This window comes from Nannocystis pusilla (assembly GCF_026626665.1).
GTDB classification, from domain to species: domain Bacteria; phylum Myxococcota_A; class Polyangia; order Nannocystales; family Nannocystaceae; genus Nannocystis; species Nannocystis pusilla.
Map to the genome: position 1 here is coordinate 5,864,203 of NZ_JAPNKE010000002.1, position 17,683 is coordinate 5,881,885.

Genomic DNA, 17,683 nt, shown 5'->3' on the forward strand with positions numbered 1-17,683 from the left:
GCTGTCGCCCGGCTGGCCCGTATGTCCCTTCGGACACCCAACGACCGTCCCGGCGGCGAGGCCGGGGACGACGAGCCGGCCGCCATTCCGCGACGGATCGGTCGCTTCGCGCTGCTCCGCCGCCTCGGCGCCGGGGCGATGGGAGTGGTCTACGCGGCCTACGATCCGCAGCTCGACCGCAAGGTCGCGGTCAAGCTGCTGAAGCGCGGCGACGGCGAGCCGAACACGCGCTGGCAGGATCGGCTGCTGCGCGAGGCCCAGGCGCTGGCCAAGCTGTCGCACCCGAACGTGGTCCAGATCCACGAGGTCGGCTTCCACGGCGACGAGGTGTTCGTCGCCATGGAGTTCGTCACCGGCATGACCCTTCGGACATGGCTCTCGGAGCAGCGTCGGAGCTGGCGCGAGGTCGCGGCGGTGTTCGCCCAGGCGGCGCGCGGCCTGGCGGCGGCGCACGCGGCCGGCCTCGTCCACCGCGACGTCAAGCCCGACAACATCCTGGTCGGCAGCGACGGCCGGGTCCGCGTGGTCGACTTCGGCCTGGTCCGCTTCGGCGACGAGGACGACGACGAGCACACCGACGAGGTCCCGCTGGCGCGGGCGCAGGCGACCCGCACGGCCTCGGGCATCCTGCTCGGGACGCCGGCGTACATGTCGCCGGAGCAGTTCCGCGGCCGCCCTGCCGACGCGCTGTCCGACCAGTTCAGCCTGTGCGTGGCGCTCTACGAGGCGCTGCACGGCGAGCGGCCGTTCGCCGGCGAGACCACCGACGAGGTCGCGCACGCGGTGGTGCGCGGGCAGCTGGCGCCGCGGCTCGAGCGGCCGGTGCCGGCGTGGTTGCAGCGCCTGGTGCTGCGCGGCCTGGCCCACGACCCCGGGGCGCGCTGGCCAAACCTCGACGTCCTGGCCGCCGAGCTGGCCCGCGACCACGGCCGCCGCCGCCGCGTCCTCGCGCTCGCGGCGGCCGCCGCCGCCGCGCTCGCGGCCGCGGTGGTGGCTGTCCTTGGGTCAGCTCGTGGCGCGACCGCGAGGCCCGGGCGCAGTCGGAGGCGCTCGCCGCCGGCCGCCTGCGCGCCGCCGAGGAGAGCATCGACGAGTTCCTCCGCGCCGGTCGCCAGGCCGACGCCGCCGCCGTGCTCGACGCCTTCGTCGCGGTGCCCGAGCACCGCACCACCCGCGCCCTCGCCGACGCCCTGCGCGGCTGGGGCGACCGCATGCGCGCCCGCGACGACATCCCGGCCGCCCGCGCCGCCTACGCCCGCGCCTACGCGGCCGCCCAGGGCCCCGCCGCCGAGCGGGCGATCCTCGGCGACTTCGTGCGCCTGTTCCACGAGCAGTGGTCGTGGGACCAGCTCGGCACCCTGTGCGAGCTGCTGGCCCGCCAGGACCCCCAAAGCCCGTGGTCGGGCCGCTGCGCCGAGGCGGCGTTCGCCCGCCGCGACTTCCACGCGGTCACGGCCGCGCACGCCCGCAGCCCCGGCGATCCGACCCTCGCCGACCTCGCGCCGCTGGCCGCCGCCTGGGCCGAGGCCACCCCGCTCGGCCACGACGTCATCGGCGCCGGCACCCTGCCCGGCTCCGGCGCCGCGGCGCGCGAGCTCTACCTCCACGTCGACAGCCCCGCGCCCGGCCGCCTCGACGTCGTCCGCCCGTCCCCCAAGCTGCCGGTGGTCCGCAGCTACGCCCTGCCGAGCCGGTTCGCCCCGCGCCTGCGCCCCCTGTCCCTCGGGCCAGACGAGCCGCCGCTGCTGATCACCTGGAGCGCCACCCACCGCCGCGTCTCGCTGTCGGCCGCCGGGCCCGAGCGCCTGGCCGAGCTGGTCAGCGTCACCGCCGACGAGCCGCTCGGGGCCGACGTCGCCGACCTCGACGGCGACGGGCAGCAGGAGGTCTACGTCGGCACCGGCCCGTACGGGCGGGTGCTCCTGTCCTTTCGGCCACTGGCCGATGGGACATGGCGCATCGACCATCCTCACCCCGAGACCGACGCCACCAACTCCGACATCTCGGCGGTGCTCGCCGCCGACCTCGACGGCGACGGCGCCCAGGAGCTGGCGCTCGCGGCCGGCCCGTGGCGCGCCTTCGACGTCCGGGTGCTGCGCCCGGGCAAGGACCGCGCGCTCGAACTGGTGGCCCGGCGCAAGCTCGGCGCGGTCGTCGGCCTCGCCACCCTGCGCGCCGCCGACGGCGAGCGCCTGCTCGTCGCCGCCAAGACCGACGGCTACCCGAGCAAGGTCGCCTTCTCCGCCAGCGACCCCGCCGGGCCGCCGGCGGGCGTGTACCTGCTGCGCCTCGCGGGCCGCGAGCTCGAGACGGTGCGCTTTCTGCCCGCGCCGCGCCGCGCCGGCGCGGCCGCCCCGGTCGACCTGCACCGCCTCGACGTCGGCGACCTCGACGGCGACGGCCTCGACGACATCATCCTCGGCGTCCACGACCCCGAGCTGCAGCCGGGCTTCACGGTGATCCACCGCCAGCGCATCGACGGCAGCTTCGGCGTCGCCAGCCTGGCCGGCTTCCGCCCGGTCGCACTGGTCGAGGTCGACGGCGATCCAGCCGCCGAGCTGGTCGCGCGCACCACCGTGGCGACCCTGAGCCAGGAGACCTGGCTGCTCGGCGCGGGCGCCGAGGCGACGCCGACGCTGCAGGTCGCCCGCGCGCCGCAATCGGCCCCGCCGCCGGCGCTGTCGGACCGGCTGCTCGCCAGCGCGTGGCTGCGCGCCGAGCAGCTGGCCGCGCTCGACCTGTCCTCCGAGGCAGCTCGCGCGCTCGACGACCTCGCCGGCCTCCTGCCCGACGAGCCGCGCGCGGTCGCCCGCCTGCGGGCCGCCGAGCTGCACGAGGCCGCCGGCGATCACCTCGCCGCGGCCGAGCGGTTCGAACAGCTCGGCGAGCAGACCGACGCCCTGCTGGGAGCGGCCCACGCCTACGAGCAGGCCGGGCGGTTCGCCGACGCCCTGCGGGTCGCGCGGCGCCTCGCCGAGCGCGCCGACCTGCCGCGCTCCGAGGCCGCCCACGTGCGCGACCGCGTGGCCCAGCTGGCCGCGATCGTCGAGGACGTCGACGTCCTCGCCCTGCGCTTCGACCAGCCGCTGCCGTCGCCGTGGCAGATCGACGACCCGACCGCGGCCCACCAGGACCTCGTCGGCCAGCACCTGCAGATCGACGCCTTCGCCGGCCGCGGCCCGATCGCCCGCCTGCCGTTCGAGTGGTCGACCGGCCCGCTCGGCCTCCAGGTCGACCTCGTGCTCGAGCGCGGCGAGTGGGGCTCGGGCCTGGTCGTCGGCGTGCGCCCGCTCGGCAGCCCGACCCTGCTGTCGGCGGTCCGCATCGAGGTCAGCGGCGGCGGCGGCGTGTTCCGGCGCCGCCACTCGTGCCAGGTCGGCGGCGCCGAGGAGTACATCCTGACCCAAGAGCCAGGCGAAGATCCGGCCCGCCCCAGCCACCTCCACTTCGCCCTCGAGCTGCTGCCCGAGCTCGGCCAGGTCGCCTGCAGCGCGGTGGTCGACGGCGTCCGTCACGAGCGGCGCACCCGCCTGGCGGCCGACGGCCTGCCGCCCCCCGGCCGCTACGAGCTGGTCGTCATGCCGAGCAGCTTCGGCACCATCACGGGCCTGTGGAGCTCGGCCAAGCTGCGCGCGCTGACCCTCCGCGGGGCCCGCTTCGGCGCCGCGCCGACCGAGGAGCCGCCGGTGGCCTACGCGGCCCGCCTGTTGGTCCAGGGCGAGGCCGAGGCGGCGCTGGCCGAGCTGGAGCGGGCCCCGGACGACGCGCCGCAGCCGGCGATCTGGCGCGCCCTGGCGCTGTCGGAGCTCGGCCGCTGGGCCGAGGCGACCGCGGCCCTGCGCCCCGGTCTGCTCGACGACCCGTCGGCGCGCGCGACCCTGCTCGGCCTGATGCGGGCGCGGCGACAGACGATCGCCCCGCTGGTGCGCGCCGCGTACGGCCCCGGCTACTTCCGCCTGTTCTGGGACGCCATGTCCGACGTGGTCCGCCACCACGGCGACCCGCTCATCGAGCGCGCGCTGACCACCGCGCTGTCGGACCTCGGCGAGTTCCGCCCGGCCCCGGGCGACATCGAGGGACATGTCCTCAAGGTCACGTTGCTGTTCGAGCGCGGCCGGGCCTGGAGCGCGCTGCGGCAGGAGCAGCGCGCCCGCGTCGACCTGGCCGCCGCCGCCGCGCTGGCCGAGCTGCTGCCGCCGGCCCGCCGCGCCGACCTCGAGATCGACTACGAGCGCGCCGCCCTCGAGGCGGTCTCGGGCCACCGCGACGCCGCCCGCGAGTTCGCCGCCCGCGCCCTCCTGCGCGCCCCCAGCCGCGAGCTGATGGCCGACCGCATCCGCTTCGACCCCCGCTTCGCCGCCCTCGTCGCCGACCCCGCCTGGCTCGACCTCCTCGATGACTGAACGAGCATGTCCTTCAGGACATGCCCCATCGAGCATGCTCCGAGGGGCATGCTCGAACGGACACCCCCATCAGACCCCGCTCACTTCGGCGCGACGACCTCGCCGCCGACGATGGTCGCCCGGATCGCCGCCGTGCGCAGCTCGAGCGGCGCCATCTTGAAGATGTCGCCGGTGAAGCAGGTCAGGTCGGCCAGCATCCCCGGCGCCAGCGTCCCCGCCCACGGCTCGCGCCGGCTCGCGTACGCGGCCCCGCGGGTGAACGCCGCCAGCGCCTCGTCGAGCGTCAGGCGCTGGTCGGGCAGCCAGCCGCCGGGCGGGTTGCCCTGCGGGTCCTGGCGGGTGATCGCCGAATAGAGGCCGAACGTCGGCTCGACCTCCTCGACCGGGAAATCGGAGCCGAACGCCAGCGGCACCTCGGCGTCGAGGAAGCGGCGCCACGCGTACGCCCCCGCCAGCCGCTGGGCGCCGACCCGTTGCTCGGCCCACGGCATGTCGCTGGTCGCGTGGGTCGGCTGCATGCTGGCGATCGCGCCCAGCTCGGCGAAGCGCGGGATGTCGGCGAGGTCGACGATCTGCGCGTGCTCGACCCGCAATCGGTGGTCGGCCGGCGGCCTCGCGCCCGCCATCGCCTCGAGCACCGCGCGGATGCCCGCGTCGCCGATCGCGTGCGCCGCCACCTGATACTGATGCGCCACCGCCTGCGTCACCACCGTCGCCAGCTCGCCGGGCTCGTGCTGGAACATCCCGGTGTGGCCCGGCCGGTCGCTGTAGGGCTGCAGCAGCGCCGCCCCGCGGCTGCCGAGCGCCCCGTCGACGTAGATCTTGACCCCCTGCAGCGCATAGCGATCGCCGGGACCTGGCCGATCGGCCAGATCCGGCACGCCGTCGCCGCGGCGGAACCACCCCTCGTCGGCGTACCCGACCATGCGCAGCTTGAGCAGCCCCTCGGCCGCCAGCTCGCGCAGCAGCCGGTCGACGGCAGGCGACACCCCCATCTCGTGCACGCCCACCAGGCCGCGGGCCAGCGCGTGGTCCTGGGCCAGCAGCAGCCGCCGCCGCAGCTCCGGCCCGGGCGGCGGCAACAGCGGCATCAGGTCCATCGCGGCGTCGATCAGCACCCCGTCGGCTCGCGCCCGGAGGGCCCTCGCGCAGCAAGATCTCCCCGCCCGTCGGCACCTCCGTCTCCGCCGTCACGTCGGCCGCCCGCAGCGCCGCGGCGTTGGCCCAGCCGGCGTGACCGTCGACCCGGCGCAGCCACACCGGGCGCTCGGGGAACGCCGCGGTCAGCGGATCGTGGGTGGGCATCGCCGCGCCCGGCCACAGGTTCTGGTCCCAGCCGCGGCCGTGGATCCAGCCGTCCGGCGGGGCGCCGCGGCGCACCCGGTCGACCACCTCCTCGATCGACCGCGCGCCGCGGAGGTCGACCTCGACCAGCGCCGAGCCGAGCCCGGCCAGGTGGGCGTGCGCGTCGGTGAGGCCCGGCACCGCGCTGCCGCCGGCGAGGTCGACGACCTGTCCTCGAGGACAGTCGCGGGCCAGCGACTCGGCCGCGGCCCCGCGGGCGATCACCCGCCCGTCGACGGCCGCGAGCGCGCGGGTGATCGGCTCGGCCGGGTCGCCGGTCCAGATCGTCCCGCCCCGGACCACGAGCAGGCCTTTTCCCTGGTCCGGAGGACAGGTGGCGGGCGAGCTGCGCCCGCCCGTTCGGCACGCGATCAGCGCGGATGCGCCGACGAGCCAGCTCCGGCGGCTCAAATGACGGGCGCGCACGTCGCCCTCCGTCGCTGTGGTCCAGTTCGGTTGCGCAGCATGGGAGGCGCAGCATAACCACCGCGCCCGCGCCGAACCACCGGCGCCAAGGAGACCGCGATGACCTCCCTCAAAGACACCCTGGAAAACAGCATGCAAGAGCTGCGGACGCTCCGCGACGAGATCCGCGTCCGGCTGAACCTCGCCGGCAAGGAGGCGCGCGACCGCTGGGAGCAGCTGGAGCCCAAGCTCGAACAGCTCGAGCAGCAGGTCCGCACCGCCACCGACGCGACCCTCGAGTCGATCCGCGACGCCATCGAGCGCGCCCGCACCTCCTTCCACGAGTACCGGGCCCAGCTCACCCAGGGCAGCGCCGGCGGCGTCACCGGCAGCGGCTCCGGCGACGAGCCCGACTTCTCCAGCGTCGAGCCCCAGAAGCGCTGACCGGCGCGCCGCTCGCCGCGCCGTCCGTCATGTCCTTGCGGACATGACCCAAAGGAAATGGCGCGAGGGACATGTCCCCCGCGCCATTTCGCCGCGGCGACCCGCGAGCGCCGCTCTGCGAGCGCTTCTACATGGCGCGAGGGACATGTCCCTCGCGCCATTTTGCGCATCCGCTCACAGGTGCGGCTCGCCGTGCAGGTCGTCGAGGCCGAACAGCGCCTCCTCGAGGCCGAGGTCGAGCGCCTCCCACTCGCGGCCGGCGTCGTGCGAGTGGAGGACCACGCCGTGGTCGCCGACCGCCTGGCCGTGGCCGTCGAGCGACAGGTGCAGCGCCCGCAGCGCGAGGCCGGGCTCGAGCAGTTCTTCCGCCGAGGCGCCGAGGGCGTCGTCGAGGCGGAGCACCACGCCCGCCGCGCCGACGGCCACCACGAGGTCGGCGGTGCGGGAGATGCGGACGGCGTGCAGGTCGCGGCTGGTGGGCGTCGTCACGCTCGCCCACTTGGCGCCGCCGTCGTCGGAGCGCAGCACCAGGCCGCCGGCGCCGACCGCCACCAGGCTCGCGCCGTCGGGCGTGACCGCGATCCCCGACAGCGGCCCCTCCGACGTCGTGAACACCGGCCGCAGCGTCTCCCCGTCGAGCTGCCAGATCTCCCCGCTCGCGGTCGTGAGCCACGCGGAGGTCCCCTTCGCCGTCGTCGTCACCGACGTGAAGTCGGCCTCGGCGTCGGGCACCGGGCGGAAGCTGTGGCCGTCGTCGTCCGAGCGCAGCACGATGCCGTCGCCGGCGATGTAGGCCGGGTCCGTGCCCGACAGGATCACCGAGCGCAGGCGCGCCCGCGTGCCGACGTCGATCTGCTGCCAGGTCTCGCCGCTGTCGTCGGTGCGTAGCACCACCCCGTCGTCGCCGACGGTCACGCCGGTCGCCTTGCCCTTGCACGCGATCGCCAGCAGGTCGCCCTCGACCTCGAGCGGGTAGTACCAGACGTCGCCCTCGGGGTTGAGGCGGACCATCGTCGCGTCCTCGCCGACGGCCCACGCGCCCGAGCCGCCGGAGGTCGACGAGGTGTCCTTCTTCTCGTCGTTGTTACAGCCGGCGATCGGCGCCATCAGAACCACGAGGAGCGGGGTGAGCGATCGGAGCTTCATGATCGCGACGCTAACCGCCCGCCGGTGGCCTCACAAGAGAAAACGCGCGGTTTCGCCAGGCCCCGCAGGTGTCCCGTTCGGACCCCATGTCCCGCGAACCGCGTTCATCGGCCGCCCAGAGCCGCTCGGCGTCCGTCGTGCGGAGGTGAATGGCTCTTCGGACATGTCCCGCAAGACATGTCCGCGTTCCTCGCGCAGCAGCCGCGAGCCCCAGCGGCCTCGACTGTCGACGAAGCGCTCGCGCAGCGTCGGCGTCACCGCTCGTGCAGCGTCACTGACACACGGGGCCGGGCCCGTCGGCGATCGTGATGCACTTCTTGCCGTCGGCGCACTTGCCGTTGGGGCAGGGGATCCCACAAGTCTCGAACTTGGGGCCGCGCGGGCCGGCGATGCCGTAGTACTCGATGCAGGTCTCGCCGGCGGCGCAGGTGACGTCGCCGCAGCGAGGGCCGGGCTGCTCGGCGGGGGTCGGCTTCTCGCCGGCCGCGGCCAGGGTGAGGCTGCCGTCGGAGTACCACACGCACTCGCCGGACACGCAGCCGCAGTTCGCGGCCGAGGGGATCTGCACCTCCGGGACGTCGCAGGTGCCGGGCGGCGAGTCCCCGGCCGCGCACACCTCGTCGGAGCAGCCGCCCTTGTTGCAGGCGGAGTCGTCGCTGCAGCCGTTGTCGAAGGATGTCCCTTCGAACCTGGCGTAAAGGGCATGGTCCTTGGGCACCAGCGGGACCCGCGTGGGTTCGCCCCCGCCGACCTCGCCGGCCGGCAGCGCCGATTCCGAGCCCTTGCAAGCGGGTGCGGCCGCGACAGCGGCCAGGACGACGACGACGAGTGCGCGCAGCATCGGCGAGGAGCTAGCACTCCCCGGCCGAGGATCACAGCGGCTCGCAGAAGCGGGCCAGGATCGTCTTCACCCCGACGCCCGAGAAGTTGATGGCCAGCTTCAGGTTGCTGCCGCTGCCGTCCCAGCCGACCAGCGTGCCCTCGCCGTACTGGCGGTGACGCACCGCCATGCCCTTGTACAGCGCCGGCGCGTCGTCACTCACGGCGGCGGGCCCGCGACGGGCCGGCGCGGCCGCGGCCCCCTCGTCGTAGACGATGTCGCTGTTCCACGACCTCTCGCGCGTGGGCGCCGGCGCTCGCGGCGGGGCGCTCGGCAGCGACAGTCCCTGCGGCACGCCGACCGCCTCGCGCCGCATGACCCCGGGCACGCGCCCCCGCACCGAGTCGGGCGGCAAGTCGCGCACGAACCGCGACGGCGTGCCGATGAACTCCTGGTTGTAGAGCCGCCGCCGCTTGGCCCACGTGACCACCAGCTGCCGCTTGGCCCGCGTCACCGCCACGTAGGCCAGCCGCCGCTCCTCCTCGATCTGCGCCCGCTCCTCGGGTCGCAGCCGCCGGCCCTCCTCGCGCGCCGCGTCCTCGCCCGCGATCACGCGCGAGTGCGGGAACACCTTCTCCTCCATGCCGGTGAGGATGACCTTCTCGAACTCGAGCCCCTTGGCGCTGTGGATCGTCATCAGCCGCACGGCCCGGACCTCGCCGTGGCCGCCGCCGTCGGCGTCGCTGACCAGGCTGACCTGCTCGAGGTAGTCGGCCAGCGTCTGGTCCGGGTTCTCCTGCGCGAAGTCGGTGAGCGCGCCGACGAACTCGTCGAGGTTCTCGACCCGCGCCTCCGACTCCTCGCTGCCCTCGTGGACCAGGGCGTCGCGATAACCTGTCCTTTCGAGCACCTCGGCGGCGAGCTGCCCGAGCGGCACCCCGGCCTGCAGACGCGCGGCGAGCTCGTCGATCATGGCGACGAAGCCCGCGAGGCGCTTGACCGCCGCGCCGCTGACCCCGGCCTCCTCGGGGCTGCGCGCCACCGTCAGCAGCGAGACGTTGCGGTTGGCCGCGAGCGCGGTGAGGCGGCCGACGGTGGTGTCGCCGATCCCGCGAGCGGGCTCGTTGACGATGCGGGTGAAGTCGAGGTCGCTGTTGGGGTTCTGCAGCAGGCGCAGATAGGCCAGCGTGTCCTTGATCTCCTTGCGCTCGAAGAACCCGAGGCCGCCGAAGATCGCGTAGCGCATGCCGTTGTCGGTGAGCTGCTGCTCGATCACGCGGGACTGCGCGTGCGTGCGGTAGAAGACCGCGATCTCCTCCGGCGGGATGTCCTCGTTGAGCGCGTCGAGGATCTCGTTGACCACGTAGCGGGCCTCCTCGCGCTCGTCCTCGCAGGCCCGCAGGGTCACCAGCGAACCGTCGCCGAGCTCGCTCCACAGCGTCTTGCCGAGCCGGCCCTCGTTGCGGCGGATGATCGCGTCGGCGCAGCGGAGGATGTGGCCGGTGCTGCGGTAGTTCTGCTCGAGGCGGATGAGCTCGCAGCCGGGCTGGTGGTCGGGGAAGCCGAGGATCTGCGACACGTCGGCGCCGCGCCAGCCGTAGATCGCCTGGTCGTCGTCGCCGACCACGCACAGCTGGGCCCGACCCGACAGCAGCTCGACCAGCCGCGCCTGCACCGGGTTGGTGTCCTGGTACTCGTCGACCACGACGTGGAGGAACCGCCGCTTGAGCCCGATCACCGGGTCGACGTCGACCAGCTGCGCGCCCGGCCGCGGCTGCTCCGTACCTGCCTTTTCGAGCAGCTTGACCGCGAGCACCAGCAGGTCGCCGAAGTCGGCCGCGTCGGCGGCCCGCAGCAGCTCCTCGTAGCGGCGCCCGAGCAGCGCGACCAGGCGGGTCATGAAGCCCTCGAGCCCGAGCTGCTCGACCTGGGAGATGGTGAGGCCGCGGTTCTTGAGCTGGTCGAGGTGGCCGAGGATCGCCCGCGGCTTGACCTGGTCCTCGTCGCGGTTCAGCTCCTTGAACACGCGCTTCATCAGGCGGGTCTGGTCGTCGGTGTCGTAGATCGCGAAGTTGCGCGACAGACCGACCGACTCGCCGTGGCGGCGGAGGATCCGCGCCGAGATCGAGTGGAACGTGCCGACCCACAGCTGCGACACGTCGACCTTGCCCTCGCACATCTTCTCGATGCGCGCGCGCATCTCGGCGGCGGCCTTGTTGGTGAAGGTGACGGCGAGGATCCGCCACGGCGGCACGCCCTCGTCCATGAGCGCGGCGACGCGGTGGGTGATCACGCGGGTCTTGCCGGTGCCCGCGCCGGCGAGCACGAGGAGCGGCGAGCCGCGGTGCTCGACCGCCGCCTGCTGGGCCGGGTTCAGCTGCACGATGCCGGGCCTATACCACGGCTTCGCGCACGGGCGCGAACGCGAACTCCACGCCGCGCGCGTCGAGCTCGACCCGCACCTCGCGCCGCCGGTTGTCGCCGGCCTCACCCGGCTCTTCGACGATCCGCGCCGGGCGCACTTGCTGCAGCACCACCGTGAACCCGACCGCGGGCGCGCCGAGCGTCAAGGTCGCGGCCCTGCCGTTGCTGCGCCCGGCCTCGACCGCCTCCAGCCAGCGCGTGAAGCCGAGCGCCTTGTTCTCCGCCAGCACCAGCGCGAGCCGCCCGACCACCGGCGGCGCGACCCTGCGGACCGTGTACATCCCGTCCTCGCCGGGCGGCCGCTCGATGCGCTGGCGGATCATGAGGCCCTCGATCCGCCGCACCTGGCTGCACGCCTCCTCGAGGCCGTCGATGTGCAGCTCCGGGTCGGTGGCCGGCAGCGGCCGCCGGGCCTCGAGCACGTCGACGCCGAGGAGCCCGCCGGTGTAGGTGCGCTTCGAGCTGTGCGGGCTGAACTTGAGGTTGAGCTTCAAGCTGTCCCGAAAGCCATATTCGTAGGAGGCCAGGGCCAGCTCGGTGATCACGCCGCCGGCGAAGCTGAGGCGGCTCATCTCGGCGTTGCCGTCGTCGGCGAGGATGACCTCGCCGCGGGCCGGCGTCGGCCGGTTCGACATCGACGCCGCGACCCACGCGTAGAACTCGTGCGGCATGCCCGGCCAGCAGCGGAGGGTCAGCTCCTCGTAGCGGTCGGGCCGGCCCGTGCCGCCGAGCTCACCGACGGCGAGCGCGCCCGAGACGTCGGTGATCCATCCGCAGGGCTTGCCGTCCAGCTCGAGCGCGTACTTGTTGGACGTCGGCCCCCGCTTGCTCGGCGCCGTCTTCACCGATCACCGTCCCCCGGGGCGACCTTAGCACGGGGACGACGCGAGCCGTCGAGCCCCGAATGATGCGGACGACTGCCCAGCGGATCGCGGGCCGGGCGCGGCTTCGGGCCCCGGGACCGACTCACGAGCGACCGATCCATGAGAACGAGCTGCTGGCGCTGGCCGAGTAAGAGGCGCTGACGGGCGCGACCTGCGAGCCGGTGGCCGTCTGGGACCCGCTGCCGCTCGAATTTGCCAGGGTCGCGTGAGCGGGGATCCGCACGGTGAAGGTGGAGCCCATCCCCGGGGTGCTCTCGACGGTGATGTCGCCGCCCATCATCCGCACCAGACGTCGGCTGATCGCCAGGCCGAGCCCGGTGCCCTCGTACTTGCGCGACGACTCGAGGTCGCCGCGCGAGAATGGCTGGAACAGCTCGCGCACGATCTCCGGCGACATGCCGATGCCCGAGTCGCTGATCTTGAAGGTCACCCACTCGTCGATCGCGTCGCCCTGGCGCCCGGGCTCGCGCGCGACCGCGAGCTTGACCACCCCGGCCTCGGTGAACTTGCAGGCGTTGTGCAGCAGGTTGACCAGCGCCTGGCGCAGGCGCGTCTTGTCGACCGTGACGGCGCCGAGCCCCGCGGGCGGGCGGACCAGCTCGAGGCGGTTGCGCCGCGCCTCGGCCTGCGGGCGGATCATGCCGGCGACGTCGTCGACGAGGTCGTCGAGCGCGAACGTCTCCCAGAACATGTCGATGCGCCCGGCCTCGATCTTCGACAGGTCGAGCACGTCGTTGATGATGTTGAGGAGGTACTTGCCGGCGCCGCGGATCTTCTCGAGGTCGACGCTGGCCGCGCGCACGCCCTCGTCCTCGAGCTCGTCGCGCAGCAGCTCGGCGTAGCCGATGATCGCGTTGAGCGGCGTGCGCAGCTCGTGGCTCATGTTGGCGAGGAAGAAGCTCTTGGCCTGGTTGGCGCGGATCGCCTCGTCGCGCGCGCGGTTCAGCTGATCGTTGACGCGCTGCAGCTCGGTGTTCGAGTGGATGAGGCGGCCCTCGGCGCGGTGGCTGGCGAGGAAGAACAGCAGCGTCGGCCCGAGCGTCAGCGTGAAGGTCGTCAGGATCATCAGCAGGTAGACCCAGTGCTGGGCCGCCGCGGTGACCGACGAGCGCGGCGCCAGCGAGTAGTCGGACAGCTCGCCGACGAAGAAGCTGACGACCACGACCCCCATGCAGAACACGATCTGCGTCCGCTCGCGCGCCTCGAAGCAGACCAGCGGGAAGCCGATGATCGGGAACATGATGAACTGCAGGCCCGACGGCTCGCCCAGCATCGAGGCGAAGAACACGATCGCGGTGCAGCAGCACACGCACAGGCCGATGCGCGAGACGTTGAACCACCCGAACTTGTTGGCCGCCATGCAGGCGAAGTAGGCCAGCCAGAACGGGATGACGGTCAGCGCCTCGGTGTACAGGCCGAGCGCGACGAACAGGCCCATGTAGGCGAGGATGACCGCGAGGCAGACGACGAAGACCTGGTTGGTCAACATCACGCGCGCCGCGAGGGCGGGCGAGCCCGTGTAGGGCACCCCCCAGAGCATCGCGGCGCGGAGTCTGTTCCAGAGGGAGCTCGGCACAGCCTGAACGACCGGTCCTCTTTAGCACGACCCCGCCGTTCTAGCGAACCCGCCGCCGCGAGCGCCGCAGGCCCCCAGAACCCGCCACGCCGCGGCAACGCGGGTCCTCCTGCGCCGGTGAGGTCGTGTGCGCCACGCCCCAGCGCGCGAGCTCCTCGCGCCGATCCCCGCCCGCGCTGCCGCGGCCGCGCAGTCGGCTGCTGCGGGTCGTCGGCGAGGCACGAGCTCGCGGCGCACCGACGCACCGCGGCTGCGAGCTCGCGCCCCGCGGTCTTCGCAGGTGCAGCAGCGCGACCGCGACCACCCGCGAGCGCCCCGGACCTGCGAAGTCGCGATTTTTCGGGCGTGCCGCTGCCCGCAAGCCGCGACCCGACCGCCCGCGTGCGCCGCGAACCTGCGAAGTCGCGATTGTGCAGGCCTGCCGCTGCCCGCGAGCCGCGACCGCGACCGCCCGCGAGCGCCGCGAACCTGCGAAGTCGCGATTGTTCAGGCCTGCCGCTGCCCGCGAGCCGCGGCCGCGACCACCCGCGAGCGCCGCGAACCTGCGAAGTCGCGATTGTTCAGGCCTGCCGCTGCCCGCGAGCCGCGGCCGCGACCACCCGCGAGCGCCGCGGACCTGCGAAGTCGCGATGGTTCGGAAGTGCCGCGAGCCGCGACCTCTCGCCTCGCCCCGCCCGCTCGGGTCGCGGCGCCGACCTGCTGCTCCTCTCGAGTCGAGCCGACGACGGTCCTCTCGTGGCGACCCTCGAGTCGCTGCATCGCCCGCGAGCGCGACCCTCGAGCCTCGCTGCGGTTCCCGCGAGCGCTTCGCGGCGCTCGAGCGCAGCGCGACAGTCGAGGCGGAGCGCTCCGAGCCCCTCCGTCACGCGCCGACCGTCGAGCGCCGACGCGACCCGCGAGCGCCGCGGCTCAAGCCGCGGCGCTGCCGTAGCTGCGCATGCTGAGGCGGGCGCGGTAGCGCATCGTCTCCTGCATCCACACGAAGTTGCCGCGGACGAAGGACCCCAGGTCGGCGACGTAGCCGAGGACCGCGGGCGAGGACAGGCCCGCGTAGTCGCGCAGGCTGCCGGCCAGCGCGTCGAACGCGTCCTCCTCGGCGCTCTGCATCGCCACCGCGCGGGCCAGCGCCTCGTCGAGGGCGAGGCTCTGGTCGGCCTGCAGCACGAGCACGAGGTTGTGCGGGTTCTGCTCGACCATCTCCTTCTCGAGCGAGCCGATGTCGTTGGCCCAGCAGATCGCGTTGTTGGCCAGCAGCTCGAGCTGTTGCACCACCACGTGCTGGCGGACCTCTTCGAGCGACTCGTGGCGGATGAGTTCGATGAGCGCGAACACCACCCCGGCGGCGCCGGTGAAGGGCCGCATCTTCAGGTAGATCGGCAGCGCGGGGCGAGCTGGTGCAGCAGGTTTCGCAGCTCCCACACGTTGCTCTGGAAATACTTCTCCACTTCGGCGACAAACCGCGGCATGAAGCCCCGCGCCGCCCACGCCGCGGTGCGTGCGCCGAGCTCCGCGAGCATGTGGACGAGCGGCTCGTCGTCCGCGAGCGCCGGGCTGCCGCGCAGCACCGCGGACATCCGCACCTGCGCGTCGTGAAGGCGCCGCAGCGGATCGGGCGCGGCGGCCACGTCGTCACACAGCGCGTCGTCGTAGAAGAACAGCCAGGTGATCCAGTCGCACACCAGCCGCAGCTCGGCCAGCGGGGCCCGCGGCAGGCTGCGCGCCGCCAGGCGGGCGAACTTCGCGGCCTGCAGCTTGCGCAGGCGGCCCGGGCTCAGCGCCACCGAGGGGAAGAACCGCAGCACCCACGCGATGCCCTCGCGCTCCACGAGCTCGGCGTAGCGGTTGATCGGGGCGGCCTGCGGCTCGAAGATCGACGGCTGTAGCAGCGAGGACATCTTGGTTCCGAAGAGCGGTCCCTGCGGTGATCCATCCCAACCCATTCCAAGCTTATCCCGTGATGATGCCACTTCATGGCACGACTCGCAGCCGCTTCAACCTCACCATTCGGTGGTGATATACTTCTGGACAGGTGTCCAGCCGCTCGACCCCGGAGCCCTCGCGTGGCTCGCAGTTTGCGCCGCGCTCGGGCTCGTGGCCGCGGCTCGGGGCTCGGAGACACAGGTGTGGGGTCTGATCCCCGCAGCGCATCGACCTGTGATCGAGATCGACTTGCGGCTGCATCTCGACGACGGCGCGCCCGACGAGGCGCTCGAGGCCGCGGTGCTTGCACTGGAGCCGCTCGCGGGTCGTTGCCCCCTGACGCCACCACCGGCCGAGGCGAGGCGCTGGCTCGATGCGCACGCGCTCTCACTGTTGCCGCGCGAGTACCACTCCGCGCTCGCCGACCGGCTCGCTCCCGAGGCCTTGCGTTCGGCGATCGCCGGGGCGCGGGCGCGGCTCGCCAGTCCGTTCGCCGGGCTCGTCGGCGACGACCTGCGCCGCGACCCGCTCCGCCTCGCCGAGCTCGCTCCGCAGCTGACCGGTCGCCTCGGCTTCCTCGCCGCCGCCGGCCCCGAGGCGTCGGCGCGCGGCGATCTCGTGGCCCCCGACGGTCGCAGCGCCTTGCTGTGCTTTCACCGCGAGGGTTCTGCCGAGGCGCTGCGCGCCGACGCGGCCGCGCTCCTCGCCGCGCACCCGGTCTCGCTCACCGTGGTCGGCGCGCCGGCCCGCGACGACGCCGCTGCGGCCGCGCTGTCCGCCGCGCCGCGGGTGCTCACCACTCTGGCCGCCGCGCTCACCCTGGTCCTCGCGCTCGCGTTCCGCAGCGTGCGGCCGGTGGTCGCCCTGCTCCTGGCGATCCTCGGACCCGCGGCCCTGCTGGCGGCTCTGGTCGCGCCGCTGGGCCTGCTCGACCTGCCGCTGCTCGCGCTCGCCGTCGGCATCTCCGCCGCTCCGGCGCGCCCCGATTGGACGGTCACGGCGCTCTCTGCCCTCGCCCTGACCCCGCTCCTTCTCACGCCGTATCCGGCCTGGCAGACCTGGGGCCTGGCCTGGGCCGCGGGCCTGGCCGCCGCCGGGCTCGCTCGCCGCCTGGTCCAGCCCGCGCTCGCCGCGTGGCTCGGCAAGCCGGCGGCCGAGCGGGCCCCGTTCGGCCGCCCCGACCCGCCGCCGCTGCGCCTGCGCGTCGCCCTCCCGGCCGCGGCGGCGTGCGCGATCGTCCTGTCCCTCGGGGCATGGTCTTCACGACATGTCCGTTTCGACAGCCCCAGCCCGCTGCCGCTGGCCGACCCCGAGCTGACCGCGGCCGAGGCGGCGGTGCGGGCCGAGTTCTTCCGCCCCGAGGACGTCGCGGTGCTCCACAGCCCCGGCGCCACCCCGGAGGAGGCGCTGGCGCGGGCGGCCGAGGAGCTGCCGGCGCTGCTGTCGCTGGTGCCGACCCAGGTCGAGCGGGTCGACGCGCCGGGGGCGTTCGCGGTCGCCGACGACGAGCTCGAGGCCCGCCTCGACGGCCTGCTCGCGCTCGACATCCGCGGCCGGCTCGAGCTGCTGCGCGCGACGATCGCCGAGTTCGGCATGCGGCCCGACGCGTTCGGCGAATTCATCCGCGCCGCCGGCGACGACCTGCGCGACCCGCCGAGCCCCGAGAGCGCGCTGGCCGGGCCGCTCGGGCCGTGGCTCGCCGGCAAGTTCGGCCCCGACGGCATGGTCACGCGCGTGTACCTGGCGAGCGAGCAGGGCGCGCTGCCGACGACGCTCGACCTGCGCGGCCCCGGCGTGTTCGCCCGCGTCGAGCACGACCGCTTCTCCGCCCGCGCCGGCGCGGTGGCGGCGTCCGGGGCGTGGCTGTCGGCGCTGGTGGTGTGGCTGGCGACGCGCCGCCTGGCCCTGGCCCTGGCCCTCGCGCTGGCGGCGATCGTGGCCCAGTGCGGCCTGCTGGTCCTGCTCCACCTGCTGGGCCGCTCGTTCGGCCCGCTCACGCTGCCGGTGCTCCTGCTGGCCGGCTCGGCCGCGGTGGTCGCCGGCCTGCGCGCGGTCCGGGCCCTCGCCGCCGGCCGCCCGTGGATCGACCCCGGCCGCCTCGCCAACGCCCTCGGGCCCCTCGCCGCCGCCCTCGCGCTGCTGGCCGCCCCCGAGCCGGTGTGGCGCTCGCTCGGCATCGCCGCCGGCCTGGCGATCCTGTGCGCCCACGGCGTCGGCGGCCTCGTCGGCCCCCTGCTCTACGCCCTCACCAGCCGCGCCGCCGAGCGCTTCTACCGCCGCCGCGAGTGAGATGTCCGATGCGCCATGTTTTTCAAGA

Annotated in this window: 11 protein-coding genes and 2 pseudogenes; 4 read left to right on the top strand and 9 right to left on the bottom strand. The window is 74.2% G+C overall.

Annotation, left to right across the window (positions count from 1 at the left end):
* Positions 1-138 precede the first annotated feature (138 nt).
* Together OV079_RS58585 and OV079_RS25990 are read left to right on the top strand one after the other, a co-directional pair.
* Positions 139-825 (top strand): annotated as a pseudogene (locus OV079_RS58585) (serine/threonine-protein kinase); the annotation flags it as partial.
* 305 nt (positions 826-1,130) lie between these two features.
* Positions 1,131-4,403, top strand: a complete 3,273-nt coding sequence (locus tag OV079_RS25990; protein WP_267771598.1) for an FG-GAP-like repeat-containing protein — start codon at positions 1,131-1,133, stop codon at positions 4,401-4,403.
* 80 nt (positions 4,404-4,483) lie between these two features.
* On the opposite strand, the gene OV079_RS25995 is transcribed toward OV079_RS25990, so the two are convergent.
* Together OV079_RS25995 and OV079_RS58590 are read right to left on the bottom strand one after the other, a co-directional pair.
* Entirely contained in the window at positions 4,484-5,503 is a 1,020-nt protein-coding gene (locus OV079_RS25995) for an amidohydrolase (RefSeq protein WP_420829540.1), read from the bottom strand.
* Between the two features lie 7 nt (positions 5,504-5,510).
* Positions 5,511-6,173 (bottom strand): annotated as a pseudogene (locus OV079_RS58590) (amidohydrolase family protein); the annotation flags it as partial.
* A gap of 99 nt (positions 6,174-6,272) precedes the next feature.
* Here OV079_RS58590 and OV079_RS26005 point away from each other — a divergent pair.
* Positions 6,273-6,596 carry a hypothetical protein gene (locus OV079_RS26005; protein ID WP_267771600.1) on the top strand — a complete coding sequence of 108 codons (324 nt, stop codon included), beginning with the start codon at positions 6,273-6,275 and terminating at the stop codon, positions 6,594-6,596.
* A gap of 174 nt (positions 6,597-6,770) precedes the next feature.
* Here the strand turns inward: OV079_RS26005 and OV079_RS26010 are convergent, their stop codons facing one another.
* The 7 genes from OV079_RS26010 to OV079_RS26040 form a co-directional block, all read right to left on the bottom strand.
* The gene (locus tag OV079_RS26010; protein ID WP_267771601.1) at positions 6,771-7,742 is read right to left on the bottom strand and encodes a WD40/YVTN/BNR-like repeat-containing protein; all 972 of its coding nucleotides are present in this window, start codon (positions 7,740-7,742) and stop codon (positions 6,771-6,773) included.
* Positions 7,743-8,013: 271 nt separating this feature from the next.
* Positions 8,014-8,583, bottom strand: coding sequence for a hypothetical protein (locus OV079_RS26015; RefSeq protein ID WP_267771602.1), 570 nt, complete (start codon positions 8,581-8,583; stop codon positions 8,014-8,016).
* A 31-nt stretch (positions 8,584-8,614) separates the two neighbouring features.
* Positions 8,615-10,945, bottom strand: a complete 2,331-nt coding sequence (locus OV079_RS26020; protein WP_267771603.1) for an ATP-dependent helicase — start codon at positions 10,943-10,945, stop codon at positions 8,615-8,617.
* A 10-nt stretch (positions 10,946-10,955) separates the two neighbouring features.
* The gene (locus tag OV079_RS26025; RefSeq protein WP_267771604.1) at positions 10,956-11,831 is read right to left on the bottom strand and encodes a hypothetical protein; all 876 of its coding nucleotides are present in this window, start codon (positions 11,829-11,831) and stop codon (positions 10,956-10,958) included.
* A 121-nt stretch (positions 11,832-11,952) separates the two neighbouring features.
* Entirely contained in the window at positions 11,953-13,398 is a 1,446-nt protein-coding gene (locus tag OV079_RS26030) for a sensor histidine kinase (RefSeq protein ID WP_267771605.1), read from the bottom strand.
* A 957-nt stretch (positions 13,399-14,355) separates the two neighbouring features.
* Positions 14,356-14,808: a terpene synthase family protein gene (locus OV079_RS26035; protein WP_267771606.1), complete on the bottom strand. Its 453-nt coding sequence runs from the start codon at positions 14,806-14,808 to the stop codon at positions 14,356-14,358.
* A 2-nt stretch (positions 14,809-14,810) separates the two neighbouring features.
* On the bottom strand, positions 14,811-15,341 hold the full coding sequence (locus OV079_RS26040) for a terpene synthase family protein (RefSeq protein WP_267771607.1): 531 nt from the start codon (positions 15,339-15,341) through the stop codon (positions 14,811-14,813).
* 115 nt (positions 15,342-15,456) lie between these two features.
* Here OV079_RS26040 and OV079_RS26045 point away from each other — a divergent pair, with 115 nt between their 5' ends.
* Positions 15,457-17,655, top strand: coding sequence for an MMPL family transporter (locus OV079_RS26045; protein WP_267771608.1), 2,199 nt, complete (start codon positions 15,457-15,459; stop codon positions 17,653-17,655).
* The last annotated feature ends 28 nt before the right edge of the window (positions 17,656-17,683 follow it).